The organism is Streptomyces sp. NBC_01481 (assembly GCF_026339995.1).
GTDB lineage: Bacteria > Actinomycetota > Actinomycetes > Streptomycetales > Streptomycetaceae > Streptomyces.
This window is the reverse complement of the sequence record NZ_JAPEPT010000002.1, coordinates 702,140-727,243: the sequence shown is the minus strand read 5'-3', so window position 1 is coordinate 727,243 and position 25,104 is coordinate 702,140. Positions and strand designations below refer to the sequence as shown.

23 protein-coding genes, 3 tRNA genes and 1 pseudogene are annotated in these 25,104 nt (G+C 67.9%); 17 read left to right on the top strand and 10 right to left on the bottom strand.

Features of this window, described 5'->3' with window-relative positions:
- Window positions 1-40 precede the first annotated feature (40 nt).
- The 6 genes and pseudogenes from gyrA (at window position 41) to OOK40_RS13915 (ending at window position 5,871) form a co-directional block, all read left to right on the top strand.
- Window positions 41-2,650: a DNA gyrase subunit A gene (gyrA, locus tag OOK40_RS13940; protein ID WP_266480564.1), complete on the top strand. Its 2,610-nt coding sequence runs from the start codon at window positions 41-43 to the stop codon at window positions 2,648-2,650.
- An 87-nt stretch (window positions 2,651-2,737) separates the two neighbouring features.
- The gene (locus tag OOK40_RS13935) at window positions 2,738-3,289 is read left to right on the top strand and encodes a DUF3566 domain-containing protein (protein WP_266481689.1); all 552 of its coding nucleotides are present in this window, start codon (window positions 2,738-2,740) and stop codon (window positions 3,287-3,289) included.
- Between the two features lie 69 nt (window positions 3,290-3,358).
- A tRNA-Ile gene (locus tag OOK40_RS13930) sits at window positions 3,359-3,435 on the top strand.
- A gap of 176 nt (window positions 3,436-3,611) precedes the next feature.
- Window positions 3,612-3,746 carry a DLW-39 family protein gene (locus tag OOK40_RS13925; protein WP_003958712.1) on the top strand — a complete coding sequence of 45 codons (135 nt, stop codon included), beginning with the start codon at window positions 3,612-3,614 and terminating at the stop codon, window positions 3,744-3,746.
- 181 nt (window positions 3,747-3,927) lie between these two features.
- Window positions 3,928-4,197, top strand: a pseudogene (locus OOK40_RS13920) (hypothetical protein); the annotation flags it as partial.
- A 204-nt stretch (window positions 4,198-4,401) separates the two neighbouring features.
- Complete coding sequence (locus OOK40_RS13915; RefSeq protein ID WP_266480560.1) at window positions 4,402-5,871, top strand: hypothetical protein; 1,470 nt, start codon at window positions 4,402-4,404, stop codon at window positions 5,869-5,871.
- Window positions 5,872-5,886: 15 nt separating this feature from the next.
- Here the strand turns inward: OOK40_RS13915 and OOK40_RS13910 are convergent, their stop codons facing one another.
- Both OOK40_RS13910 and OOK40_RS13905 read right to left on the bottom strand, forming a co-directional pair.
- Entirely contained in the window at window positions 5,887-7,233 is a 1,347-nt protein-coding gene (locus OOK40_RS13910; protein ID WP_266480557.1) for a serine/threonine-protein kinase, read from the bottom strand.
- A gap of 46 nt (window positions 7,234-7,279) precedes the next feature.
- Window positions 7,280-7,828 (bottom strand): DNA-binding protein, encoded by a 549-nt coding sequence (locus OOK40_RS13905; protein WP_266480554.1) that lies wholly within the window; start codon window positions 7,826-7,828, stop codon window positions 7,280-7,282.
- 182 nt (window positions 7,829-8,010) lie between these two features.
- On the opposite strand from OOK40_RS13905, the gene OOK40_RS13900 reads away from it, so the two are divergent.
- Window positions 8,011-8,083: transfer RNA gene (locus OOK40_RS13900), tRNA-Ala, on the top strand.
- A 215-nt stretch (window positions 8,084-8,298) separates the two neighbouring features.
- Window positions 8,299-8,706 carry a DUF6344 domain-containing protein gene (locus tag OOK40_RS13895; RefSeq protein WP_266480552.1) on the top strand — a complete coding sequence of 136 codons (408 nt, stop codon included), beginning with the start codon at window positions 8,299-8,301 and terminating at the stop codon, window positions 8,704-8,706.
- A gap of 55 nt (window positions 8,707-8,761) precedes the next feature.
- Here the strand turns inward: OOK40_RS13895 and OOK40_RS13890 are convergent, their stop codons facing one another.
- Window positions 8,762-9,442: a DUF5324 family protein gene (locus OOK40_RS13890; protein ID WP_266480550.1), complete on the bottom strand. Its 681-nt coding sequence runs from the start codon at window positions 9,440-9,442 to the stop codon at window positions 8,762-8,764.
- Between the two features lie 273 nt (window positions 9,443-9,715).
- Between OOK40_RS13890 and OOK40_RS13885 the strand changes: the two genes are divergently transcribed.
- The gene (locus OOK40_RS13885) at window positions 9,716-10,249 is read left to right on the top strand and encodes a peptidylprolyl isomerase (protein ID WP_266480547.1); all 534 of its coding nucleotides are present in this window, start codon (window positions 9,716-9,718) and stop codon (window positions 10,247-10,249) included.
- 131 nt (window positions 10,250-10,380) lie between these two features.
- Window positions 10,381-11,277 carry a rhomboid family intramembrane serine protease gene (locus tag OOK40_RS13880; protein ID WP_266480542.1) on the top strand — a complete coding sequence of 299 codons (897 nt, stop codon included), beginning with the start codon at window positions 10,381-10,383 and terminating at the stop codon, window positions 11,275-11,277.
- A gap of 256 nt (window positions 11,278-11,533) precedes the next feature.
- On the opposite strand, the gene crgA is transcribed toward OOK40_RS13880, so the two are convergent.
- Complete coding sequence (crgA, locus tag OOK40_RS13875) at window positions 11,534-11,791, bottom strand: cell division protein CrgA (RefSeq protein WP_142214706.1); 258 nt, start codon at window positions 11,789-11,791, stop codon at window positions 11,534-11,536.
- A 231-nt stretch (window positions 11,792-12,022) separates the two neighbouring features.
- Between crgA and OOK40_RS13870 the strand changes: the two genes are divergently transcribed.
- The 6 genes from OOK40_RS13870 to OOK40_RS13845 all read left to right on the top strand — a co-directional run bounded on the left by OOK40_RS13870 (window position 12,023) and on the right by OOK40_RS13845 (window position 16,290).
- Window positions 12,023-12,748, top strand: coding sequence for a DUF881 domain-containing protein (locus OOK40_RS13870; protein ID WP_266480538.1), 726 nt, complete (start codon window positions 12,023-12,025; stop codon window positions 12,746-12,748).
- Between the two features lie 14 nt (window positions 12,749-12,762).
- The gene (locus OOK40_RS13865; protein ID WP_266480536.1) at window positions 12,763-13,482 is read left to right on the top strand and encodes a class E sortase; all 720 of its coding nucleotides are present in this window, start codon (window positions 12,763-12,765) and stop codon (window positions 13,480-13,482) included.
- Between the two features lie 56 nt (window positions 13,483-13,538).
- Window positions 13,539-13,712: a hypothetical protein gene (locus OOK40_RS13860; protein WP_266480533.1), complete on the top strand. Its 174-nt coding sequence runs from the start codon at window positions 13,539-13,541 to the stop codon at window positions 13,710-13,712.
- Window positions 13,709-14,347, top strand: coding sequence for an aminodeoxychorismate/anthranilate synthase component II (locus OOK40_RS13855; protein WP_266480531.1), 639 nt, complete (start codon window positions 13,709-13,711; stop codon window positions 14,345-14,347). Before OOK40_RS13860 ends, OOK40_RS13855 begins: the two co-directional genes overlap by 4 nt.
- 80 nt (window positions 14,348-14,427) lie before the next feature.
- Window positions 14,428-15,555 carry a class E sortase gene (locus tag OOK40_RS13850; protein WP_266480529.1) on the top strand — a complete coding sequence of 376 codons (1,128 nt, stop codon included), beginning with the start codon at window positions 14,428-14,430 and terminating at the stop codon, window positions 15,553-15,555.
- A 60-nt stretch (window positions 15,556-15,615) separates the two neighbouring features.
- Window positions 15,616-16,290: a class E sortase gene (locus tag OOK40_RS13845; protein WP_266480526.1), complete on the top strand. Its 675-nt coding sequence runs from the start codon at window positions 15,616-15,618 to the stop codon at window positions 16,288-16,290.
- A gap of 194 nt (window positions 16,291-16,484) precedes the next feature.
- On the opposite strand, the gene pknB is transcribed toward OOK40_RS13845, so the two are convergent.
- The 6 genes from pknB to OOK40_RS13815 all read right to left on the bottom strand — a co-directional run bounded on the left by pknB (window position 16,485) and on the right by OOK40_RS13815 (window position 24,523).
- Window positions 16,485-18,446, bottom strand: coding sequence for a Stk1 family PASTA domain-containing Ser/Thr kinase (pknB, locus tag OOK40_RS13840; RefSeq protein ID WP_266480524.1), 1,962 nt, complete (start codon window positions 18,444-18,446; stop codon window positions 16,485-16,487).
- A gap of 168 nt (window positions 18,447-18,614) precedes the next feature.
- Window positions 18,615-20,081, bottom strand: a complete 1,467-nt coding sequence (locus OOK40_RS13835) for a penicillin-binding protein 2 (RefSeq protein WP_266480521.1) — start codon at window positions 20,079-20,081, stop codon at window positions 18,615-18,617.
- Window positions 20,078-21,487, bottom strand: a complete 1,410-nt coding sequence (locus OOK40_RS13830) for an FtsW/RodA/SpoVE family cell cycle protein (RefSeq protein WP_266480519.1) — start codon at window positions 21,485-21,487, stop codon at window positions 20,078-20,080. Before OOK40_RS13830 ends, OOK40_RS13835 begins: the two co-directional genes overlap by 4 nt.
- Window positions 21,488-21,513: 26 nt before the next feature.
- A complete protein-coding gene (locus OOK40_RS13825) occupies window positions 21,514-23,013 on the bottom strand; it encodes a PP2C family serine/threonine-protein phosphatase (RefSeq protein WP_266480517.1) in 1,500 nt (499 codons plus the stop codon).
- Between the two features lie 129 nt (window positions 23,014-23,142).
- On the bottom strand, window positions 23,143-23,655 hold the full coding sequence (locus OOK40_RS13820; RefSeq protein WP_266480513.1) for an FHA domain-containing protein: 513 nt from the start codon (window positions 23,653-23,655) through the stop codon (window positions 23,143-23,145).
- A gap of 10 nt (window positions 23,656-23,665) precedes the next feature.
- Window positions 23,666-24,523, bottom strand: coding sequence for a DUF3662 and FHA domain-containing protein (locus OOK40_RS13815; protein ID WP_266480511.1), 858 nt, complete (start codon window positions 24,521-24,523; stop codon window positions 23,666-23,668).
- A gap of 312 nt (window positions 24,524-24,835) precedes the next feature.
- Between OOK40_RS13815 and OOK40_RS13810 the strand changes: the two genes are divergently transcribed.
- A tRNA-Leu gene (locus tag OOK40_RS13810) sits at window positions 24,836-24,919 on the top strand.
- Window positions 24,920-25,104: the final 185 nt, after the last annotated feature.

Genomic DNA, 25,104 nt, shown 5'->3' with positions numbered 1-25,104 from the left:
TCGGTCTCAGCTGACCGCACGAAAGGACTGAAGACCAGCAATGGCCGACGAGAACACCCCCGCCACGACCGAAGAAGAAGAGCCGACCCTGCGGATCGAGCCCGTCGGGCTCGAGACGGAGATGCAGCGCTCCTATCTCGACTACGCGATGTCCGTCATCGTCTCGCGTGCGCTGCCCGACGTACGGGACGGTCTCAAGCCCGTCCACCGTCGTGTGCTCTACGCGATGTACGACGGCGGCTACCGGCCCGAGAAGGGCTTCTACAAGTGCGCCCGCGTCGTCGGTGACGTCATGGGTACGTACCACCCGCACGGCGACTCCTCGATCTACGACGCGCTCGTACGTCTCGCCCAGCCGTGGTCGATGCGCATGCCGCTCGTGGACTCCAACGGCAACTTCGGTTCCCCGGGCAACGACCCGGCCGCCGCCATGCGGTACACCGAGTGCAAGCTGATGCCGCAGTCGATGGAGATGCTCCGGGACATCGACGAGGAGACCGTCGACTTCCAGGACAACTACGACGGCCGTAACCAGGAGCCGACGGTTCTGCCGGCGCGCTTCCCGAACCTGCTGGTCAACGGCTCGGCGGGGATCGCCGTCGGTATGGCCACCAACATCCCGCCGCACAATCTGCGCGAGGTCGCGGCCGGCGCGCAGTGGGCGCTGGAGCACCCCGACGCCACCCACGAGGAGCTGCTCGACGCGCTCATCGAGCGGATCAAGGGCCCGGACTTCCCGTCCGGCGCTCTGGTCGTGGGCCGCAAGGGCATCGAGGAGGCGTACCGCACCGGTCGCGGCTCCATCACGATGCGCGCGGTCGTCGAGGTCGAGGAGATCCAGAACCGCCAGTGCCTGGTGGTCACGGAGCTTCCGTACCAGACCAACCCCGACAACCTCGCGCAGAAGATCGCCGACCTGGTGAAGGACGGCAAAATCGGTGGCATCGCCGACGTACGCGACGAGACCTCGTCCCGTACGGGCCAGCGCCTGGTCATCGTCCTCAAGCGCGACGCCGTCGCCAAGGTCGTGCTGAACAACCTCTACAAGCACACCGACCTGCAGACGAACTTCGGCGCGAACATGCTGGCGCTGGTCGACGGCGTGCCGCGCACGCTCTCGCTCGACGCCTTCATCCGCCACTGGGTGCACCACCAGATCGAGGTCATCGTCCGGCGTACGAAGTTCCGCCTGCGCAAGGCGGAGGAGCGGGCGCACATCCTGCGCGGTCTGCTCAAGGCGCTGGACGCGATCGACGAGGTCATCGCGCTGATCCGGCGCAGTGACACCGTCGAGATCGCGCGCGCGGGCCTTATGGGCCTGCTGGAGATCGACGAGATCCAGGCCAACGCCATCCTCGAAATGCAGCTGCGCCGACTGGCCGCCCTGGAGCGCCAGAAGATCGTCGCCGAGCACGACGAGCTGCAGGCCAAGATCAATGAGTACAACGCGATCCTGGCCTCGCCCGAGAAGCAGCGCCAGATCGTCAGCGAGGAACTGAACGTCATCGTCGAGAAGTTCGGCGACGACCGGCGCTCCAAGCTGGTGCCCTTCGACGGTGACATGTCCATCGAGGACCTGATCGCCGAGGAGGACATCGTCGTCACCATCACGCGTGGCGGCTATGTGAAGCGTACGAAGACGGACGACTACCGCTCGCAGAAGCGCGGCGGCAAGGGCGTACGCGGCACGAAGCTGAAGGAAGACGACATCGTCGACCACTTCTTCGTCTCCACCACGCACCACTGGCTGCTGTTCTTCACCAACAAGGGCCGGGTCTACCGCGCCAAGGCCTACGAGCTGCCGGACGCCGGCCGGGACGCGCGCGGTCAGCACGTCGCCAACCTGCTGGCCTTCCAGCCGGACGAGCAGATCGCCGAGATCCTGGCGATCCGCGACTACAACGCCGCGCCCTACCTGGTGCTTGCCACCAAGGGCGGTCTGGTGAAGAAGACGCCGCTCAAGGACTACGACTCGCCCCGGTCGGGTGGTGTCATCGCGATCAACCTCCGCGAGACGGAGGACGGCAGCGACGACGAGCTGATCGGTGCCGAGCTGGTCTCGGCCGAGGACGATCTGCTGCTGATCAGCAAAAAGGCGCAGTCGATCCGGTTCACCGCGACCGACGACGCGCTGCGTCCGATGGGGCGTGCCACATCGGGCGTGAAGGGCATGAGTTTCCGTGAGGGAGACCAGCTCCTCTCGATGAATGTGGTGCGGCCCGGTACGTTCGTGTTCACTGCTACTGATGGTGGGTACGCGAAGCGGACCGCCGTCGACGAATACCGCGTCCAGGGTCGTGGCGGCCTCGGTATCAAGGCCGCCAAGATTGTGGAGGACCGTGGTTCACTCGTGGGCGCGCTGGTGGTCGAGGAGACGGATGAGATCCTCGCCATCACCCTTGGCGGCGGTGTGATTCGTACGCGAGTCAACGAAGTCAGGGAGACGGGCCGTGACACCATGGGCGTCCAACTGATCAACCTGGGCAAGCGCGATGCCGTGGTCGGCATCGCTCGTAACGCCGAGGCCGGTCGCGAGGCCGAAGAGGTCGAAGGGACCGACGAGGTCGAAGCGACCGATTTGGCCGGCGCCGACGCGGCCGAGGCGGCAGTCGAGGGCAGTGAGCCCTCGGCAGGGGAGCACGAGGAGTAAAGCGTGAGTGGAGCCACGGGCGCCGGATCGGCCGCATCCGGAGCGAACGGTGCCCGTGGCCCTGCCGCGGACTCCCAGGGGGTTACGGTGACGGACACCCGGGGGCCCATGCCCCCGCACGAGACGTATGGCGGCGAGCAGCCGGCGCCGCAGCAGGCCGCGCAGCCGTACCACCCGCCGCAGGCATACCCCACGCCCCAGGGCGGGGGCGCGCCTCAGCCGGGCGCGGCTGTACGCCGGCCGCGCACCGGTGCCCGTACGACGCCTCGGACGCGCAAGGCGCGGCTGCGGGTGGCCAAGGCCGATCCCTGGTCGGTGATGAAGGTCAGCTTCCTGCTCTCCATCGCGCTGGGCATCTGCACGGTGATCGCGTCAGCGGTTCTGTGGATGGTCATGGACGCGATGGGTGTCTTCTCCACCGTCGGCGGGACGATCAGCGAGGCGACCGGCTCCAACGAGAGCAATGGTTTCGACCTTCAGTCGTTCCTGTCGCTGCCGCGGGTGCTCATCTTCACCTCGGTCATCGCGGTGATCGATGTGGTGCTGGCCACAGCTCTGGCCACCCTCGGAGCCTTTATCTACAACCTCTCCGCGGGTTTCGTGGGCGGCGTCGAGCTCACCCTCGCCGAGGACGAGTGAGACAGGACAACCGATTTTGGGACTGGCCCCGACGTGCGCTAATCTTCATGAGTCAGCGCGCAGCGCGGCGGGGCTATAGCTCAGTTGGTTAGAGCGCATCCCTGATAAGGATGAGGCCACAGGTTCAAATCCTGTTAGCCCCACCAGCTTGATTCGGCCCGGACGGAGTTTCTCCGTCCGGGCCGATCGCTTTGTCCGGGGCCGGAGTTGGGGCGTGCGGAGGTCGTACGCTGGTCCTACGCAGGTCACCGATCGGTATCGGTCGGTGTGTATAGTCGGGCGCCAGAAGTCCTCATACGTCAAGGAAAGACGAGGTCGCGCGGTGAAGAAGCTTCTCCTGGTCGCACTGGCCGCCATCGGCGGGCTCCTCGTGTACCGCCAGATCCAGGCGGATCGCGCCGAGCAGGATCTGTGGACGGAGGCGACCGACTCCGTGCCCGCAGGTTCGGGTGTGTGAGACGCAGCAATCTTGAAACCACTGAGCCCCGGTCGCTGAAGCGGCCGGGGCTCAGTGCTGCCCGCCCCCTTTCTTGGCCGTCCGGTGCCGTTGCGGGACCGTGACAATCTTGGTCTTGAGTTCGCCTGAGCAAATCATTAGCTTGCAAGAGCAAACTTCAGTGCTCGGGAGGGGAACACGAGTGAAGGCACGACTGGGCCGCCGCGCGACGGCGGCAGTGATCGGGGTGGGGGCACTGCTCGCCCTCGGGGCGGGCCCGCTGCCGGGTGCGAGCGCCGCGGGGCAGACAGCCCGGGCCGAAGGGCCGGGGGACGGGAAGAGCGGCCTGGTGATGGTCCTCGACTCCTCGGGATCCATGGCGGACGACGACGGCGCAGGGCAGACCCGGATAGCCTCCGCCCGCGCGGCCATCGGGACGGTCGTCGACGCCCTTCCCGACGGCTTTCCCAGTCCGGCACCGCGACGGCCGCGGCGGCCGGCTGCCTCTGCTTGCCAAGAAGGGGGACAAGCAGGGTGATTCGGCCGCCCGCGAAGACAGCCGAGCGGCTGCCGGGGCAGGATGGTCCGGCACCGCGACCGCCGCGGCGACCGGCTGCGCGGTCGTCCTGATCGTGGGCCTGGTGCTCGTACTGGTACGGCGGACAAGGAGAAGCGCGTGAAGAGGCAGCGCGGCACGGGCCGGGTGACGCTGGCGGCCATGGCGGCGATGTGCGCGGTGGCGGCGCTGCCCGGGCAGTCATGGGCGGCCGGCGAGCCCAATCCGTACGCCTTCGACAGCGAGGCCAAGACCGTCAAGGGCGCCCCGGTCAACAGTGACGGGCCGTCCCTGACGGCCGGATCGACGTACAAGGACACGATCAAGCCGGGCGAGAAGCGCTACTACCGGGTCGATCTCGATGCCAAGACCAACGCCTACATCTCGGCCGTCGCCGTCCCCAAGCTGGCGACGAAGGTGTCGTACGCGGACAAGCTCTCGGTGAGCATCGAGGACCGCTCGGGGTACAAGTGCGGCGACGAGGACGCCCAGTTCGGATCGGCCTTGTACGCCAGGCCGGTCGCCGCGTACGCGGACCGGACGATCGCCAAGGACACCAGCAACTGCCAGGAGGCGGGCGCCTACTACGTGCTCCTGCAGCGGTCGAAGGCAGACACCTCCACGCCCGAGCCGTGGGATGTGGAGATCCGTTTCGCCTCCGAGTCCGGGCTGAAGTCCCAAGGCCCCACCGCGCCCGCCGAGAACTGGCCGTCCGCGTCCCCCCCGGCGCCCGGAGGCGGCCCCGGAAAGCGGCACGGCGGCACGAGCTTCACCCATGCCACGAGCCTGAAGCAGGGCGAGTGGCAGGACACGATCACCCCCGGCCAGAGCCTCTTCTACCGGGTGCCGGTCGACTGGGGGCAGCAGCTCTTCGCCAGCGCCGACCTCGGAAGCAGTACGGCGCCCGACAGTGCGAAGAGCGTCAACAATGCCCTGGTGCTGTCCCTGCACAACCCGGCCCGTGGATACGTCGATGACGCGTCGAGTCTGTACTACGACGGCAAGCAGAAGTCGCTGGCGCTGGACCCGCTGCCGCCGGTGGCGTACGAGAACCGATACGACTCCACGAGTTCCACCAACGCCATGCGGTTCGCCGGCTGGTACTACCTCTCGGTCACGCTCAACCCGGAGATCGGCAAGGAGTACGGCACGAAGCCCATCCCGCTGACGCTGCGCGTGAACGTCGAGGGCGAGGTGCGGAGCGCCCCGGCGTATAACGGACCCGCGGGGGACTTCCAGGTCACCAAGGACGACCAGGAGGCCGCGGACAGCGGGAAGAGCGCGCCGGAGGCGGCGAAGGGCGACACGATGCAGCTGGTCGCCGCCGCGGGGATCGGCGCGGGGACCGTGCTGGTGCTGGGGCTCGGCGCATGGACCCTGCTGGCGCGGCGGCGGACGGCCGGGGCGCCGGCGCAGGGACCTGCTCCCGCGGCTGCGGTGGCTCCCGTCACGGATGCTGCCGCTCCGTTCCCGGCTCAGGGACCGGCGGCGGGGCAGGTGCCAGGACAGGTGCCCGGTGGGCACGGTCAGATTCCGGGCCAGGCACCTGGCCAGGCGCCCGGGCAGTACGGCCCGCCGCCCACCTGGTAGTTCAGGGCCGCGGGATCAGGCCTGGGTCAGCGCCCAGATGCCCACCGCGAAGCAGAGCAGCGCGACAAGCAGCACCGGGACCGCGACCTTCGGGGGCGGTCCCGGTCGCTTGCGGCCCGCCGTCGGAACTGGCGCGTGCGCGTGCGGAACCTGCGGGCTCTGCGCGGTGTAAGCGCGGGTAAGAGCTTGTTCGTACGGCACCGGGGCGGTCGGAGCGGTCGGGGACTGCACGGACTGCTCGGGCGCGGGGGCGTACAGCGGGGAAGCGCTGTGGGCCGGTACGGGCGTGGGGGTGGGAGTCGGCGTGGGCGTCGGCTCCGAGGTCGCCGGCATCGGGGGCGGAGTGGACGGCTGGGCCGTGTAAGGGAGTTGGGCGGACGGCTGCTGCGGTGGCGGGGCCAGATGGAAGCTGCCCGTCTGCGACGGCGGGAGCGGCTGCTGTACGTGAGCCTGGGCAGCCGGTGCGGTGTCCCGTGCGGGGCCGGTCGGGCCCTCGGGACCGAATCCGGCGGGGAGCGGGCCGATCTGGTCGAAGATCTCGACGGGCTCGTCGTCGGCGCCGGGCTCCGGGAGCATCTCGACAGCCGCCGTGAGCGCCTTGCGCGCTCCCGTGGCAGTACGGAACCGCACCTGCGGATCGGGCTGCAGCAGACCGGCGAGCACCTGCCACAGCGGTTCGGGGATGCCCTGAGGGGCACCAGGAGTGCCGATGTTGGCGAAGTGCTCGACCAGCGCCCTGGAGTCGGGCTTCTTGCCCTGGAGCAGATAGAGCGCGACGAGACCCACCGCGAAGAGATCGGCCGTGAAGTCCGGCTCCGCGCCCATCATCTGCTCGGGCGCGAAGTAACCGGGCGTGCCCACCACATAGTTGGTCTCGGTGAGCCGTGGCTCACCCTTGCGCATCGAGATCCCGAAGTCGGACAGCCGCAGATGCGGCCGTCCGGTCCCGGTGGCTTCCATGAGGATGTTCGCCGGCTTGATGTCGCGGTGCACGACCCCCTCCGCGTGCACCGCGGCCAGACCGGACAGCAGCTGATCGAGCAGCGTGCACACAAAACGGGGCGGCAGCGGGCCGTAGTCCCCGATGACATGCGCCAGCGACCCGCCGCTCACCAGGTCCATGGTGAACAGCACCTTGTCGTCGTCCGCGGCCCAGCTGGCCGGGGCGAGGACATGGGGATGATCGATCCGCAGGGCCTGTTCGCGGACGAAGCGCAGCAGGGTGTGCGCATCGCTCTGCTGCAGCACCTTGGCCGCCACATAGCGACGGCGCCGCTGGTCCCAGGCCCGCCACACCGCACCGACACCACCGCGACCGATCGGGTCGATCAGTTCGTACCGACCAGCGAAGACCTCACCCATTGCGCTGCGCCCGCTCCCCGTTCCCTCGTGAGGCCAACTGCCTCGGTCAGCTCTGATGCGACTCGTAGTGGGCGACGGCGTCGGCCGTGCGACCGGCGCCGTACACCCGGAGGAACTCTGCCAGTTCGGGGTGGCTCGGGGCGAGAGAGTCCGCCGCATCGATGATGTCGCCCGCCGCAGCAACCGAACGAAGCAGCGACTGGATCTCGCGTACGACACGGCGAACTGTCGGCGCTCCGGAGCTGCTTGTGCTCTGGCTGGTGCCGGTCAGCACGGAGCCACCCTGCGATTTCTTGATCTCTTCCATCCGGTCCGTCGCCTCGACCGCGCTGACACTGCCGTCGGCGACCTGACTCGCCAGATCCTGCAGAGCCTGCACCCGCTGGACCACCGCGGGATTGCCGATCTTGGCGCGCTGGCCGCTCATCAGCTGGGAGAGCATCGGAGCCGACAGCCCGAGCACCGCGGCAAGGCGGGCCTGGTTCAGGCCCAGATCATCGATGAGCCGACGGAAGAGCGCCCCCAGCGGCTCTCCGTACCAGCTGCGCTGCAGCTCTCTGGCTCTTGCGGTTGTTTCCTGCTGCACGGCGTCCATTGCGTCTCCCCATCGCTTTTCCCCAAAGCGGGCTTCGCTGCTGCGAACCTCGACGAGCATCTTACGGAGAGTGGTCGCCCACCGGGAGTCCCAATCCTTTTGCAGGATTCCGGGGGTCACCCGGTACTCTGGTCTGCGGCGGTGGCCGAGGCACGCTTCTGCTCGGCCGTACCCACCCTTCCGGGGCCTTAGCTCAGTTGGTAGAGCGCTGTCTTTGCATGGCAGATGTCAGGGGTTCGACTCCCCTAGGCTCCACAGCGACAAGGGCGCTCCGATCTGTCGAGAACAGATCGGAGCGCCCTTTTCACTGCCTTGTACTGCCTCTCCGCCCCGCCCGCACCGTGGAATGGGCCGTCCGGGTGGTGTTCATCGGAAGAGCTGCGCAGCGGCGGCGTCGCTCCCCCACTTCCCGAGATGCGTACACATCATGAGAAAGGTATGTAGATCGCTCAACCCGAAAGCGAGGGGTCATGGCCGCCATGAAGGTCAGAAATCTGTGGACCGCGTTCATCACCGCGTTCTTTGCGCTGCTTGCCTCGGTGGGGCTGACCACCGCCACCGCCACCGCCGCCGCGCGCCGGCCGGCCGTCGGGACTCCCAAGGCGCCGGTCCTGCCGCAGCAGGTGCGCCGGCAGCCCGTCCGGCCGACGGTGCCCGCGCCCAGCACGCGATGGAGCCCCGTTACACAGTGGAGCCCCGTCGCGCGCGACAGATCGCTGCCACCCACCATCAAGCAGCGCATCCGCGCCGAGGCCCATGGATCGTCGCCGGCCACCCGTCACCTGCCCGCGACCGACGCCGACAGCGCCGACATCGCGGACATCGGGTCGAGCCCGGCCCCTGCCCGCGTCGCCGACACGGCGCCCGCCTCGGCATGAGGCGCCGGGATCGCCCACCTCTCCCGGCGCCACCTGCCACACGGGCGGCATGCGATCAGCGCTGATCGTCGCGGTCACCAGCCTCCGCCTCGTCCTGCTTCGCCTGCACCTCGGGGTCCAGGTCTCCCTGCTCACTGCCGTCGACGGACGACAGCGGGGCTCGGTCGGAGACCTCCGTGGCAGCGGGCGGTTCCACCAGCCAGTCGGGGTTGGCCTGCTTGTCCCACCACTTCCAGGCCGCGACTGCCCCACCGACCAGCACACCGATGATCGCGAGACCCTTGGCGAGCCGCGCGGCCTTCGAGCGCCGCTCGTGCTTCCTCATCAGCTTCTGAATTTCCTTCGCCGTCACCTGTCCGCGCAGTGCGGCCAGTGCGGCAGCGGAGCGGGCAAGAGCCTCCTCCCGTACGGGCAGAGCGACGGCCACCGCCTGCTCCACACGCGGAACGGTGTAGTCCGCCGCCTGACGAGCCGCCCTCCGAGCCTGAACCGCGGCTCGGTGCGCTGCCTCGTCCACCTTCGGCGGCACACGCGGCGCAACACGCGCGTCGTACTGAACACGGGCCTGAGTAGCGGCCTTGGAGACTTTGGGCGCGAGCCGTACGCGGGCCTCGTGCGCATAGTGCGCGGCCTGGTCCTTGGCCGTACCGGCGTAGGGCGCCACCACTTCCGCGGCGTGCAGCACGCTGTCCTTCGCCGTACCGGTCGCGGCGCGCACGCTGTCCATGCGGGTCACGGGATCCTCCTCCTCGGTGGCGTTCTGGGTGGCTGGGCTTTACTTCCAGTTAGGCATAGTTTCGCCTTTCCACCCGTTTGGAAATCATGCCTGTTGAGTGCGGCCTCGGCATGCGGGGCGGGCATCCGGGTCATGTAGGGACCTTGCGGACGACGATGCCACGGTTCGCCCCACAACGCGCCGCTTCGTCGAGGACTCGACGCCTTTTATCCGTGGACTGCTCTCGCGTGCGAGGATCGTGGGACGTCAGAGCAGACTTACGGAAGGCAGATCGTGGCCGAGCAGCTGTACGCCACCTTGAAGACCAACCAAGGCGACATCGAGATCCGGCTTCTGCCGAACCACGCGCCCAAGACGGTCAAGAACTTCGTGGAGCTCGCCAAGGGTGAGCGTGAGTGGACCCACCCGGCGACCGGAAAGAAGTCCACGGACAAGCTGTACGACGGCACGGTCTTCCACCGCGTGATCAGCGGCTTCATGATCCAGGCCGGTGACCCGCTGGGCAACGGCACGGGCGGCCCGGGGTACGAGTTCCAGGACGAGTTCCACCCGGACCTCGGCTTCGACAAGCCGTACCTGCTGGCCATGGCGAACGCCGGCCCGGGCACCAATGGCTCGCAGTTCTTCATCACCGTGTCGCCCACCGCCTGGCTGACCCGCAAGCACACCATCTTCGGCGAGGTCAGCAGCGAGACCGGCAAGAAGGTCGTGGACGCGATCGCCTCCACCCAGACCAACCCGCGCACCGACCGCCCGCTGAGCGATGTCGTGATCGAGTCGGTCGTCGTGGAGACCCGCGAGGGCTGAGCCCCGCGGTGCCCCTGTGCTGCCCCCGGGATCCTCAGGGACCCGAGGGGAACCCAGGGGAACCAATTCGCCCCGCTCATCCGTATGGATGGGCGGGGCGGTGTGTTGAGCTAGGGAGACAGAGGGACCTCATGGACCAGGCGCCAGGCAGTGGGCAGCAGCCGCAGGACGCGCACGGCCCCAGCTGCTACCGGCATCCGGGCCGCGAGACGGGCATCAGGTGCACCCGTTGCGAGCGGCCCATCTGCACGGAGTGCATGGTCAGCGCGTCGGTCGGATTTCAGTGCCCGGAATGTGTCCGTTCGGGATCCGGTACGGGACACGCGCCGTCGGCCACGCGACCGCGGACCATCGCGGGCGGCACGGTCACCGCTGATCCGCGCCTGCTGACCAAGCTCCTGATCGGGATCAACCTCGCCGTCTTCCTGCTGCAGCTGTCGCTCGGGGACCGGTTCACCGACCAGTTCGACCTGATCGGGCGCGCCTTCGTCCCGGTGCTCGGAGATGTCGAGGGCGTCGCGGAGGGGCAGTGGTACCGGCTGCTGACGTCGATGTTCCTGCACGGCAGCTATATCCACATCGCATTCAACATGCTCAGCCTGTGGTGGATCGGCGGCCCTCTGGAAGCCGCCCTCGGACGCGCGCGCTACCTCACCCTGTACGTGCTCTCCGGCTTGGCGGGCAGCGCGCTGACGTATCTGCTCGCCGACGCGAACCAGCCCTCGCTCGGCGCTTCCGGCGCCGTCTTCGGCCTCTTCGGCGCGACCGCCGTACTCATGCGGCGAATGAACTACGACATGCGGCCGGTCATCGCGCTGCTGGTGATCAACCTGATCTTCACCTTCAACCCGGCGTTCAACATCGCCTGGCAGGCCCATATCGGCGGGCTCGTCGGCGGTGTGGTCGTCGGGTACGCCATGGTGCACGCGCCGACCGAGCGCCGAGCTCTGGTCCAGTACGGCACCTGCGCACTGATCCTGGTCGCTGTGATCGTCACCGTGGTGGCCAGGACCGCCGCGCTCACCTGAGCGAGACCTTTCCCCAAAGTTGTCCACAGCGTGTGGTCGATCTTGTGCATGCTGTGGGGAACAAGCGTGCCCCTTGTCGCTGAGCTGGGTTTTCCCAGCAGGGACAAGGGGCGGGACGCTTCATCAAGATGGCCGATGCAGTCACACCGGCGTCAATGCTTTGAGGGTTATCCACAGATCGTCTGAACTTTTCCCCACTGTGGACAACGCTGTGGATAACCTCGGGGCAGGGCTTGACGACGAGGCTGCGGAGAAGCTACTTCCACTGGGTCGATACGCCGAAGCCGGCGGCGATGAAGCCGAAGCCGGCAACAATGTTCCAGTTGCCGAAGCTCTTGATCGGAAGGTCGCCCTCAGTGACATAGAAGAGGACGATCCAGGCCAGTCCGATCAGGAACAGCGCGAGCATCACCGGTGCGACCCAGCTGCGGCTGGTCAGCTTGATGCTGGTCGCCTGCTTCGACGCCGGCGGCGGCGTGAAGTCGGCCTTCTTGCGGATACGTGACTTCGGCACGAGGGACTCTCCTGTCGATGCGCTGCGTGACCGCGCAGGGAACTGTGGCTTGACGCCAGGGGCTGGAGCGAGGGGGACCACCGCCTCCCCCGGGCGTCCGTTAGCGTAGTGCTTCCGCGGCGCCTAAGGAGATAAGGGTACGTTGAGCAATTCTGCCGACTCCCCCCAAGGTCCGGACAACCGCTTCGACGAACAGGAAGGTGGCGAAGCTCGATGAGGGGTGGTGGTCGGGTGACGGGCGGGACCGTCCGGCTCCTGACGGCTGCCGTCTTCGCCCTTGCCGGGCTGATCTTCGTGACCAGCTTCAATACCGCCAAGGGCACCAATATCCGTACGGACGCGTCGATGCTGAAGCTCTCCGACCTGATCCAGCAGCGCAGCACCAAGAACGCCGACCTGGACGAGTCCACCGCGGCGGTACGGGACGACGTCGACGCCCTGGCCCGGCGCGACGACGGCTCCACCAAGGCCGAGGACGCCAGGCTCGGCGCCCTGGAGAAGGCCTCGGGCACCTCGTCGGTCAGCGGACCCGCTCTCAGCGTCACCCTCAACGACGCCCCGCCGAATGCCCAGGCAGCCCCCGGCTACCCCGAGCCGCAGGCCAACGACCTGGTCATCCACCAGCAGGACCTGCAGGCCGTCGTGAACGCCCTGTGGCAGGGCGGCGCCAGAGGAATCCAGGTCATGGACCAGCGGCTGATCTCCACCAGCGCCGTGCGCTGCGTGGGCAACACTCTGATCCTCCAGGGCCGCGTCTACTCCCCGCCGTACAAGGTCACGGCCGTCGGCGACCGGGGCGCGCTCGAGAAGGCGCTCGCCGAGTCCCCCGCGATCCAGAACTACCAGCTGTATGTGAAGGCCTACGGGCTCGGCTGGAAGGTCGACGAGCGCAAGGCGGTGACTCTCCCCGGCTACTCGGGCACAGTGGATCTCCACTACGCGAAGCCCGTGCAGTAGCCCCTGGGGGGACGGTGGGACGGACGCTATCGGTACGGCTGATCGTCAGGACCTTCAGCGAACTCTGCATCACCGCCGGCACCTTGATCGTGCTCTTCGTCGTCTACGTCATGTTCTGGACCGGAATCAAGGCAGCCGACGCCACCGACGGACAGATCGACAGGCTCCAGGAGCAGTGGTCGCAGGGTCCGGTCCAGGCTCCCGCTGCCACCCCGGCTCCGGAGCGCACGACGACACCCGCCCCTCCCGCCCCCGAGCGGTACCGCGATGGGCATCCCTTCGCGGTCATGTACATCCCCCGCTTCGGCAGGAGTTGGGACTGGCCGGTCCTGGAAGGCACCTCGACGGGCACCCTCAAGAAGGGCCTCGGGCACTACGCCTCCACCACCGTCCTCGGCGGCAGCGGTAACTTCTCGGTCGCCGGCCACCGGCGCACGTACGGCGATCCCTTCAAGGACTTCCCGGAGCTGCGGCCGGGTGACGCGGTGGTGCTGACGGACGGGACGACCTGGTTCACGTACCGCGTCGACCGGGAGCCCTACCGGACCGTCCCGAGCGACACCGGCGTCATCGACCCCGTCCCCAGGAAGTCGGGCTTCGACGGGCCGGGGCGTTATCTGACGCTGACCACCTGTGATCCGGAGTGGGGCAGCAGCCACCGGCTGATCGCCTGGGCGCATCTGGACGCCACCCAGCCTGTGACCGACGGCAAACCGGAAGCTTTGCGCAGCTGACCCATGTGCCCCTGCGGCCCTTTAGTCTGGTGCGGTACCAAACGGAAAGGGACAGCATGTACGGCTGGATCTGGCGGCATCTGCCGGGCAACGCATGGGTGCGGGCAGTTCTCTCGCTCGTGCTGATCCTCGCGGTCGTCTACGTGCTGTTCCAGTACGTCTTCCCGTGGGCGGAGCCGCTGCTTCCGTTCAACGATGTGACGGTCGACGGAGCGGGGGCGGCCCGATGAGCGCGCGCATCCTCGTCGTCGACAACTACGACAGCTTCGTCTTCAACCTCGTCCAGTACCTGTACCAACTGGGTGCGGAGTGCGAGGTCGTGCGCAACGACGAGGTGGCGCCGGCGCATGCGCAGGACGGCTTCGACGGGGTGCTGCTGTCCCCCGGGCCCGGAGCGCCCGAGCAGGCAGGTGTGTGCATCGAGATGGTGCGCCACTGCGCCGACACCGCGGTGCCGGTCTTCGGCGTCTGCCTGGGGATGCAGTCGATGGCGGTGGCGTACGGCGGCGTGGTGGGCCGCGCTCCCGAGCTGCTGCACGGCAAGACCTCGCCGGTCACGCACGAGGGCAAGGGCGTCTTCGCGGGGCTGCCTTCGCCGTTCACGGCGACCCGCTACCACTCGCTGGCCGCGGAGCCGGCGGAGCTCCCGGACGAGCTGGAGGTCACGGCACGGACCGCGGACGGCATCATCATGGGGCTGCGCCACCGTGAACTGGCTGTCGAGGGCGTGCAGTTCCACCCCGAGTCGGTCCTCACCGAGCACGGGCATCTGATGCTCGCCAACTGGCTCGAGCAGTGCGGCGACACCGGGGCGGTCGGGCGTTCGGCGGGGCTCGCACCGGTGGTGGGCAAGGCTGTGGCGTGAACGCCCGGCGTCCTGAGGACGGGTATGAGTACGACCCGCTGACGGATCCTTCCCCTACGGCTCCGCCGTGGGGAGACCCCATGCCGCCGGGGGAGCAGGGGTCGCCGTGGTTCGGGGCGGCGGACACTCCGGACGCGGGGCAGGCTCACGCCGCTGAGGCCGAGGTGCCCCAGCCTCGGGAGTGGTCTGGCTACCGCCAGTACTCCGGAGACGACCCGGAGGGTTATCAGCGGGACTGGTACGCCCAGCCGCAAGCAGAAGCGGAACCTGGGACGGCGCTGTACGAGACCGTCGCGATCCCTCAGCAGATGTCCGGGCCGATACCAGTACCGGACGACGAGACCGTCGCCCTGCGTACGGAGGACACCCGGCGCGCGGCACAGACGCCCGCGGGTCCCGGCCGTGCCGAGCGGCGCCGGGCTGCCAAGGCCCGGGGCCACAGGCGCCCGGGGCCCGCTTCTGCCGCCCCGGACGCCTCCGCGACGCCCGCCAAACCCCTCTCACGCGTCGAGGCCCGCCGCGCCGCGCGTGCCGCGAAGGACAGCCCCGCCGTCATCGCGAGCCGCGCCATCGGTGAGCTCTTCATCAGCTTCGGTGTGCTGATGCTGCTGTTCGTGACGTACCAGCTCTGGTGGACGAACATACGGGCGGGGCAGCAGGCCAGCCAGGAGACGAACAAGATCCAGGACGACTGGGCGAAGGGCCGCCAGCCCGGTGCGTTCGAGCCCGGGCAGGGCTTCGCCATCATGCACATCCCCAAGCTGGACGTGGTCGTCCCGATCGCCGAGGGCATCAGCAAGCACAAGGTCCTCGACCGCGGCATGGTGGGCCACTACGGCGAGGGGAAGCTCAAGACCGCGATGCCTTCGGACAAGGCGGGCAACTTCGCGGTCGCGGGTCACCGCAACACCCACGGAGAACCGTTCCGGTACATCAACCGTCTACAGCCGGGGGACCCGATCGTCGTCGAGACGCAGGACGCGTACTACACGTACAAGATGGCAAACATCCTCCCGCAGACCTCACCGTCGAATGTGAGTGTGATCGCTCCGGTGCCGGAGGGCGCCGGATTCGACGGACCGGGCAGGTACATCACGCTGACGACGTGTACGCCGGAATTTACGAGTACGTATCGAATGATCGTGTGGGGCAAGATGGTCGACGAACGACCGCGCAGCAAGGGCAAACCCGACGCGCTCGTCGGCTGAAAACGGTTGGTTCGGTTGGTTCGGTGGGTGCGGTGGGACTTCAAGACGGGAAAAGGTGCAGTGTCACGTGCGCGTAGCCGGGCCGCCGGTGTCATCAGTGTCTTCGGCGAACTGCTGATCACCGCGGGCGTGGTGCTGGGGCTCTTTGTCGTCTACTCACTGTGGTGGACGAACGTCCTCGCCGACCGTGCGGCCTCCAAACAGGGCGACCAGATGCGCGACGGCTGGGCGAGCAGCCCCGGCGCCCTCGACACCAAGGACGGCATCGGCTTCCTCCACGTACCCGCCATGAGCAACGGCGAGGTGCTGGTGAAGAAGGGCACCGACTCCCAAAGCCTCAACGACGGCATCGCGGGCTACTACACGGACCCGATCAAGTCGGCGCTCCCCTGGGACGGCAAGGGCAACTTCACGCTGGCAGCACACCGCGACGGCCATGGAGCGAAGTTCCACAACATCCACAAGCTGAAGGACGGGGACCCGATCGTCTTCGAGACGCGGGACACCTGGTACGTCTACAAGGTCTTCAAGGAGCTTCCGGAGACCTCGAAGTACAACGTGAACGTGCTGCAGCCGGTCCCGAAGGAGTCGGGCAGGACGAAGCCGGGCCGGTACATCACGCTGACGACGTGCACGCCCGTCTACACGTCGGACTTCCGCTACATCGTGTGGGGCGAGCTGGTGCGCACGCAGAAGGTCGACGCGGACCGTACGCCGCCGGCGGAGCTGCGCTGACTGAACTCGTCGGAGGAGTTCAGTCGTCCTGGGATCCTCTGTACGTTCAGCGCGGTGCCCGCGCTCTTTGCCTCCAGCAGCCCTCGGTGTACGGCGGTGATGCCGCCCTCGGTGCGCGGAGCAGATGGCAGGCAGCAGGAGGCCCCGGTCACCCGATGAGGGGTGCCGGGGCCTCCTGCTGTTGCGGGCCGGGGCTAGCCGAAGATCCCGCCGTCGTTCCCGCCGTTGTTCCCGCCCCCGCCGCCGTCAATGGTCTGCACATTGACCTGCTGGCCGGGAGTCGCCGGTGAACCGGCCGCCGGGTCCTGAACAATGATCCGGGCCCTGTCGTCGTTCGGACCGTTGACGGCGCCGAGCTGCAGACCTGCCTGAGCGAGGAGCTGCTTGGCCTCGCCGATCGTCTTGTTGAACAGCTGAGGCACCTGAGCGGTCTGCTGCGGGCCCTTGGAGACCTGCAGCGTGACCGTGGCACCCTTGGCGGCCTTCGAGTTGCCCGTCGGGTCCTGCGAGATGACCGTGCCCGCCGGCTGGTCGGAGTCCACGTCCGCCCGCACGACGGTGAACTCGAGAGTCTCGAGCTGGGCCTTGGCGGCGTCGAACTGCTGGCCCACGACCGGAGGCACGGTGACCTTGGCCTGCTTGGCCACGGTGAGCGTGACCTCGGTGCCCTTCTCGGCCTCGGTGCCGCCCGTGGGATTCTGCGAGAGGACCGTGCCCGGGTCCTCCTCCGAGGACTCGGATTCCACGATCTTGACCTTGAAGCCCTTGTCCGTCAGGGCCTTCTCGGCCTTGTCCCGGGACTTCTCGGTGACGTCCGGGACCTCGACCTTGGGTGCGCCCTCGGAGACGACGACCTGGATGGTCTCGCCCTGCTGCATGTTGCCGTTGGCCGGCGTCTGGCTGCAGATCTTCTTCTTCGGCTGCTCACAGCGCGCCGTACCCGATTGGGCGACCTTGACGCCGGCGTTCGTCCCGAGCGTCTGGGCTTCCTGCAGCGTCTTACCGACGACCTGCGGCACCGGCACATCGCCGCCGCCGCCGTCACCGCCGCCGAAGACCGCCTTGCCGATCAGCACCGCGCCGACGAGCACCAGGATGCCCGCGAGGATCAGCAAGATCGTCGAGGTGTTCGACTTCTTCTGGCGGCGGCGGTCCGGGCGGTCGTCGTAGCCGTAGCCCCCGTCGTCCGGGTTCATCGGCGGAAGCATCGACGTCTGGCCCGCCGGGTCGGCCTGGCGCAGCGCCGTGGTCGGCTGGTCCTCGGGGGCGTATCCGCCGTAGCCGACTGCGCCCATCGCCGCCGTCGCCGCGACCGGCTGGCCGTCGAGGCAGGCCTCGATGTCCGCGCGCATCTCGTCGGCCGACTGGTAGCGGTAGTCGGGGTCCTTGACCAGGGCCCGCAGGACGATGGCGTCCATCTCGGGCGTGATCTCGGGGTCGAAGTTGCTCGGCGGCTGCGGCTCCTCGCGTACATGCTGGTACGCCACCGCCACCGGGGAGTCCCCCACGAAGGGCGGACGGACGGTGAGGAGCTCGTAGAGCAGACAGCCGGTGGAGTACAGGTCGGAGCGGGCGTCGACCTGCTCGCCCTTGGCCTGCTCCGGGGAGAGGTACTGCGCGGTGCCGATGACCGCCGCGGTCTGGGTCATCGTCATCCCGGAGTCGCCCATGGCGCGGGCGATGCCGAAGTCCATGACCTTGACCTGGCCGGTGCGCGTCAGCATGACGTTCGCGGGCTTGATGTCGCGGTGGACGATCCCGTTGCGGTGGGAGTACTCCAGCGCCTGGAGGATGCCGATGGTCATCTCGAGCGTGCGCTCGGGAAGCAGCTTGCGCCCGGAGTGCAGCAGCTCTCTGAGCGTGGAGCCGTCGACGTACTCCATGACGATGTACGGGATCGAGACCCCGTCGACGTAGTCCTCGCCCGTGTCGTAGACCGCGACGATTGCCGGGTGGTTGAGCGAGGCGGCCGACTGGGCCTCACGGCGGAACCGGGCCTGGAAGGACGGGTCACGGGCGAGATCGGCCCGCAGCGTCTTCACGGCGACGGTGCGGCCGAGCCGGGTGTCGTGGGCGAGGTAGACCTCTGCCATGCCACCACGGCCGAGCACCGAGCCCAGTTCGTACCGGCCGCCGAGGCGACGCGGCTCTTCCATAACTGTTCCAGCCCTCTCCGTCAGTCCCGACCGCACCCGTGTGTGGTCCGGCGGTGTGCTGTTCGCGCATACGCTACCGGCCACGCACCACCTGATCGGCCCGCGACCGTCACCTGATACCCGACCGGTATCGCAATGTGCAGGTATGGGCGCCGGACGTGATCCGCGTCACTTCTTGCTGTCCAGTACGGCCTGCATCACGGACTTGGCGATGGGGCCGGCGAGACCGCCGCCGGTGATGTCGTCGCGCTTGGCTTCGCTGTCCTCGACGATGACCGCGACTGCGACGGGCGATCCGTCGGCGGTCTTGGCGTACGAGATGAACCAGGCGTACGGGTTCTTGCTGTTGTTCTCGCCGTGCTGGGCGGTACCGGTCTTGCCGCCGACGGTGACGCCGTCGATCTTGGCCTTGCCGCCGGTGCCGTTCGGGCTCTCGACGACGTTCTGCATCATTTCCTGGAGGAGCTGCGCGTTCTTCTGGGAGAGCGGGCGGCTCATCTCCTGCGGTTCGGTCTTCTCGATGACGTCCAGGTTGGGCGATTCCAGCTGGTCGATCATGTACGGCTTCATCAGCTTGCCGTCGTTGGCAATCGCCGCTGCGACCATGGCCATCTGAAGGGGCGTGGTGGCGGTGTTGAACTGGCCGATGGAGGAGAGGGCGTTGCCGGGCCTGTCCATGTTCTTGTCGTAGACGGAGCCGGCGGCACGTACCGGGGTGTCGATCTCCGGGTTGTTGAAGCCGAACTTCTGCGCCGTCTCCAGCATCTTGTCCCGGCCGACCTGGTCACCGAGCTTGGCGAAGACGGAGTTGCACGAGACTTCCAGCGCCTTCATCAGGCTGGCGTCCTTGCAGCCGTTGGCGTGGTTGACCATCGGCGTGCGGGTGTTGGGGAGGATGTACGGCTCGGGGGTGTCGGTCGCCGCGTTGATGTCGTCGATCACGCCGTGCTCCAGCGCGGCGGCCGCGGTGACCACCTTGAAGGTGGAGCCCGGCGGGTAGACCTCGCGAAGCGCGCGGTTGAGCTTCGGCTTGTTCTTGTCCTTCTCCAGCTTGTTCCACGCCCGCTCGTCCGATGCGCCGTAGCCGGCGAAGGAGGCGGGGTCGTACGAGGGAGTGGAGGCCAGCGCGAGAATCCTGCCGGTCTGCGGGTCGATGGCCGCGACGGCGCCCTTCTTGTTGCCCAGGCCCTCATACGCGGCCTTCTGCGCGGCGCCACTGAGCGTCGTGACGACGTTGCCACCCTTCTTCTTGTCGCCGGTGAACATCGCCATCGTGCGGTCGAAGAAGAGCTGGTCGGAGTTGCCGGTGAGTATGCCGTCCCTGAGCTTCTCGATCTGGTTGGCGTCGAATGCCTGGGACGCGTAACCGGTGACGGGTGCCCACATGGGGCCGTCGACGTAGGTGCGCTTGAACTTGAAGTCCGTGTCCTTCGTCTCCACGGAACCGGTGATCGGCTTGCCGTCGACGATGATGTTGCCGCGCTCGGCGGCGTACCGCTCGATCAGGACACGGCGGTTCTTCGAGTTGGTATTGAGATCGTCGGCCTGGACGTACTGCAGCCAGTTGGTGCGCACCAGCAGGGCAAGTACCAGGAGCCCGCAGAAGATGGCGATCCGGCGCAGGGGCTTGTTCACGGTCGGACCACCTGGGTCATCTCGGCGTCGGGGGACGGAGCGGGAGCCGGCGCGGGACGGCGCGCGGTGTCGCTGATACGGATCAGGATGCCGATCAGCGCCCAGTTGGCGATCACGGAGGAACCGCCGTACGCCACGAACGGCATGGTCATACCGGTGAGCGGGATGAGGCCCATGACACCGCCGGCGACGACGAAGACCTGGATGGCGAAGGCGCCGGAGAGGCCGATCGCCAGGAGCTTGCCGAAGGGGTCGCGAGCGGCGAGGGCGGTGCGTACGCCGCGCTCCACGATCAGGCCGTAGACCAGCAGGAACGCCATCATTCCGGCCAGGCCCATCTCTTCACCGAACGTGGAGAGGATGAAGTCCGAGTTGGCGGCGAAGCCGATGAGGTCGGAGTCGCCCTGGCCGAGGCCGGTGCCGAGGGTGCCGCCCGAGCCGAAGGACATCAGCGCCTGGCCGATCTGTTCGCTCTGCGCCCAGGTCTTCTCGGCGAACGGGTTGAGCCAGAAGTCCACACGCTGCTGGACGTGCGGCTCGAAGGAGGCGACGCCGACCGCGCCGACCGCGGACATCAGCAGACCGAAGACGATCCAGCTGGTGCGCTCGGTGGCGACGTACAGCATGATCACGAAGAGGCCGAAGAACAGCAGCGAGGTGCCGAGGTCGGTCTCGAAGACCAGGATGAGGATCGACATCGCCCAGACCATGAGGATCGGTCCGAGGTCACGGCCCCGGGGCAGATACAGGCCCATGAAGCGGCGGCTGGCCAGCGCGAGGGCGTCCCGCTTCACCATCAGGTAGCCGGAGAAGAAGATCGCAATGATGATCTTCGCGAACTCGCCGGGCTGGATGGTGAAGGGACCGAGACTGATCCAGATCTTGGCGCCGTTCACCGCCGGGAAGAACACCGGCAGAATCAGCAGGACCAGGGCCGCTGCCATGGAGATGTAGGTGTAGCGCTGCAGGATGCGGTGGTCCTTGAGCAGGATCAGTACGCCGACGAAGAGGCCGATGCCGATCGCGGAGTACAACAGCTGCTTGGGGGCGTCCGGGCTGAAGCCTCCGAAGAGCTTCTCGGCGCGCTGGATCAGCCGGGGCGACTGGTCCAGTCGCCAGATCATCACCAGTCCGAGGCCGTTGAGCAGCGCGGCCAGCGGAAGCAGCAGCGGGTCGGCGTACTTGGCGAACTTGCGCACCGCGAGATGGGCCACACCGGCGAGCAGGCCAAGGCCGATGCCGTAGCCGAGCACTCCGGCAGGCAGCTTGCCGTCGAGTGCGAGACCCACGTTGATGTACGCGAACACCGGGATGACGACTGCGAAAGCGAGCAGCATCAGCTCGGTGTTGCGGCGGCTCGGTGCTTCGATCGCGCCGATCGTGGTGGTGTTGGTGACAACGCTCATGGTGGAGAAAGGCCCCCTACGGCCGATTACTGCTTTCCGCAGTTCGCGGCCAGCTTCTGCTCCTCCTCCGAGAGGGTGGGGCCCGGAGTGGGAGTAGGTGCGGTCGGCTTGGTCTGTGCGTTCTGGGTGGTGGGCTTGCCGGTGGTGCCGCCGGCCTCGCCCTCACCGGGCGGCGGAGTGCTGGCGCGGTCCGCGGCGTCGCGGCGCTGCTCGTCCTTCTTGCAGGCCGCGGACTGGTCGGCGAGCTCGTCGACCTTCGCCTTGGCCTTGCTGAGGCTCTCGGCGGTGATCGTCGCCTCGACCTGCTTGCGCTGGTAGGGCGGGAGGTACTTGAGTTCGATCTCGGGGTGGTCCTTCTCGACGTCCGAGAGCGAGACCCAGGCCAGGTCCTGGCTGATGCCCTGGTAGAGCGCCACGTGCTCGTCCTTGGAGCCGACGTAGTACTGGGTCTGCGTCCAGCGGTAGCCGCCGTACAGGCCGGCGCCGACGACCCCCAGGGCGAGCACGATGTAGAAGCTTCTCTTCAGCCACTTGCGGCCGCCGCGCGGCTTGATGAAGTCGTCGTCGGTGTATGCGCCGAAGCTGCCCTCGGGCGGCATCCCGCCGTATCCCATGTCGTCGCCGCTGCCGGGCGGGCCGAAGCCACCGCCGGGCTGCTGCGGGGGTACGGGGCGGCCGAGGCCGGCCGCGCGGCCCGCCGGGGTCTGCATGGCGCCGCCGTCGTTCAGCTGGAGCTGGTTCTCGGCGACCGCGCCGACGACGACCGGGGTGTCGCTGAGCTGCCCGGCCAGGGTGTCGTTGGAGTCGGCGTCGAGGACGTCGGCGACGATGCACGTGATGTTGTCCGGGCCGCCGCCGCGCAGCGCGAGCTGGATGAGGTCCTGGATGGTCTCCTGCGGGCCCTGGTAGCTGGCGAGAGTCTCCTCCATCGTCTGGTGGGAGACCACACCGGACAGTCCGTCCGAGCAGATCAGATAGCGGTCGCCGGCGCGGACCTCGCGGATGGAGAGGTCGGGCTCGACATGGTCGCCGCTGCCCAGCGCGCGCATCAGCAGGGAGCGCTGCGGGTGGGTGGTGGCTTCCTCTTCGGTGATCCGGCCCTCGTCGACGAGGCGCTGCACCCAGGTGTGGTCCTGTGTGATCTGCGTCAGCACGCCGTCGCGCAGCAGATAGGCGCGGGAGTCGCCGACGTGTACGAGGCCGAGGCGCTGCCCGGTCCAGAGCAGGGCGGTGAGAGTGGTGCCCATGCCTTCGAGCTGGGGGTCCTCCTCGACCATGAGCCGCAGCTGGTCGTTGGCGCGCTGTACGGCACTGCCGAGCGAGGTGAGGATGTCCGAGCCGGGCACGTCGTCGTCGAGTGTGACGAGGGTGGAGATGACCTCCGACGAGGCGACCTCGCCGGCGGCCTGTCCGCCCATGCCGTCGGCGATGGCCAGAAGGCGGGGACCGGCATAGCCGGAGTCCTCGTTGCCCTCCCGGATCATGCCCTTGTGTGATCCGGCGGCGAAACGCAGAGACAGAGTCATGCGCACCTCGCCCGTCGGCTCGGGGTACAGCCGGTCTCGAGCCACACTGCCCACCCTCCGGTCGGGAGCCCGTCCCGGTCCGCTGTCGGGACCGCTGCGGCTCGCTCGCTCCGCTCGCTCATTGTCGTACTACTTCCGCAGCTCGATGACGGTCTTGCCGATGCGGATCGGCGCGCCCAGCGGAATCGGTGTCGGGGTGGTGAGTCGGGTCCGGTCGAGATATGTGCCGTTGGTGGACCCGAGATCCTCGACGATCCACTGGCCGTCACGGTCCGGGTAGATCCTGGCATGCCTGCTGGACGCGTAGTCGTCGTCCAGCACGATTGTGGAGTCGTGCGCCCGGCCCAGGGTGATTGTCTGCCCTTGCAGCGCCACCGTGGTGCCCGTGAGGGTGCCTTCGGAGACGACCAGTTTGGTGGGCGCACCGCGCCGCTGGCGGCCGCTCGCCTGCTGCCGCTGCTGCGGAGGCGCGGCGGTCTGGCGTGCCTGCTGGGGGCGTGCGTCGGCATTGCGGCGCGAACCGCGTTGCGTGACGCGCGTACCGAACAGGTCGCTGCGGATGACCTGAACGGCCACGATAACGAACAGCCACAGTACGGCCAGGAAACCTAGCCGCATGACCGTCAGGGTCAGCTCTGACATTGCCCCCGCTTCACCCTTCGGCTTGCCGGTAAACGATGGTGGTGCTGCCCACGACGATCCGCGAGCCGTCGCGGAGCGTAGCGCGGGTGGTGTGCTGCCCGTCTACCACGATGCCGTTGGTAGACCCGAGATCCTGGATCGTCGAGGGCGTTCCGGTCCGGATCTCACAGTGCCGGCGCGATACGCCGGGGTCGTCGATCCGCACATCGGCGTCGGTGCTGCGACCCAGCACCAGCGTCGGGCGGGAGATCTGATGGCGGGTGCCGTTGATCTCGATCCAACGTCGTACTTGAGTGCTCGGCATCGGGCCTGGGCCCGGTGCCGGGCGGCGGTCCGCGACGGGCGCGGGGCCGGGTCGGCCGGCGCCCGGAGGGGGCGCGGCCGGCATGGGAGGCGCTGCGGTGGGCGGGTAGCCGTAGCCGCCGCGGACGCCGCCCTGGGGGGCGGCGGCGTGGCCGGGACCGGCAGGTGCCCGCTCGGGCGACTGTGACGTACTCGACGCGAGGGTGCGGCTGCGCACCCGGTACAGACCGGTGTCGAGGTCGTCCGCCTTCTCCAGGTGGACCTTGATCGGCCCCATGAAGGTGTAGCGCTGCTGCTTGGCGTAGTCGCGTACCAGTCCGGACAGTTCGTCGCCGAGCTGGCCGGAGTACGGGCTCAGGCGCTCGAAGTCGGGCGCGCTGAGCTCCACGATGAAGTCGTTGGGGACGACAGTCCGCTCGCGGTTCCAGATCGTCGCGTTGTTGTCGCACTCGCGCTGGAGGGCGCCGGCGATCTCGACGGGCTGGACCTCGGACTTGAACACCTTGGCGAAGGTGCCGTTGACCAGACCTTCGAGTCGCTGCTCGAACTTCTTCAGGACTCCCATGAGGCACCTCCTCCGTCGTTGCCGTCCTGGTACTGCTTACTGATCGTATCCACGCGTCGGGAAATCGGCTGGTTCCCCTTGTCTGCCCCGTCGATGAGTGTCACCTCTCACACGGATCGTAGAGGCGGCCTCCTGACAGTGTCCCGCACACGGGGTGCTCCAAGGAGGAGCGGGGGCGGCCGCCTTCCGTTCCCTGTTCCCCGGCACCGTCCGCGAAACAATCGGATGTGAATCCACCCTGTGCAGCGTGCTAATCTTCTGCATGTCGCCAGGCGCTCCACCGGCAGGTGGGGACAGGCGGCAACACCCAATGCGCGGGTGGCGGAATAGGCAGACGCGCTGGATTCAGGTTCCAGTGCCCGAAAGGGCGTGGGGGTTCAACTCCCCCCTCGCGCACAGAGAGAAACCGACGAAACGGGTTCTCACCAGAGACGAAAGTCCTGGTGGGGGCCCGTTTCTCGTTGGTCGGGAGCGCGACCGGCCCGAGTTCGGTGTGTACGGGGCGTTTCGACGTGAATGAGCCCACACCATGACATGCCTCACGGTGCGGGCTCTGCTTGTTTGATGATCTTCAGTTGGTA

Bases quoted from the DNA above. Each gene is read 5' to 3' on its own strand.
- pknB (WP_266480524.1), bottom strand. From the start codon at position 18,446: ATGGAAGAGCCGCGTCGCCTCGGCGGCCGGTACGAACTGGGCTCGGTG.
- OOK40_RS13860 (WP_266480533.1), top strand. From the start codon at position 13,539: ATGTACGGCTGGATCTGGCGGCATCTGCCGGGCAACGCATGGGTGCGG.
- OOK40_RS13820 (WP_266480513.1), bottom strand. From the start codon at position 23,655: ATGTCAGAGCTGACCCTGACGGTCATGCGGCTAGGTTTCCTGGCCGTA.
- OOK40_RS13880 (WP_266480542.1), top strand. From the start codon at position 10,381: ATGGACCAGGCGCCAGGCAGTGGGCAGCAGCCGCAGGACGCGCACGGC.
- OOK40_RS13825 (WP_266480517.1), bottom strand. From the start codon at position 23,013: ATGACTCTGTCTCTGCGTTTCGCCGCCGGATCACACAAGGGCATGATC.
- OOK40_RS13910 (WP_266480557.1), bottom strand. From the start codon at position 7,233: ATGGGTGAGGTCTTCGCTGGTCGGTACGAACTGATCGACCCGATCGGT.
- OOK40_RS13830 (WP_266480519.1), bottom strand. From the start codon at position 21,487: ATGAGCGTTGTCACCAACACCACCACGATCGGCGCGATCGAAGCACCG.
- gyrA (WP_266480564.1), top strand. From the start codon at position 41: ATGGCCGACGAGAACACCCCCGCCACGACCGAAGAAGAAGAGCCGACC.
- OOK40_RS13905 (WP_266480554.1), bottom strand. From the start codon at position 7,828: ATGGACGCCGTGCAGCAGGAAACAACCGCAAGAGCCAGAGAGCTGCAG.
- OOK40_RS13895 (WP_266480552.1), top strand. From the start codon at position 8,299: ATGGCCGCCATGAAGGTCAGAAATCTGTGGACCGCGTTCATCACCGCG.
- OOK40_RS13850 (WP_266480529.1), top strand. From the start codon at position 14,428: ATGCCGCCGGGGGAGCAGGGGTCGCCGTGGTTCGGGGCGGCGGACACT.
- OOK40_RS13815 (WP_266480511.1), bottom strand. From the start codon at position 24,523: ATGGGAGTCCTGAAGAAGTTCGAGCAGCGACTCGAAGGTCTGGTCAAC.
- OOK40_RS13855 (WP_266480531.1), top strand. From the start codon at position 13,709: ATGAGCGCGCGCATCCTCGTCGTCGACAACTACGACAGCTTCGTCTTC.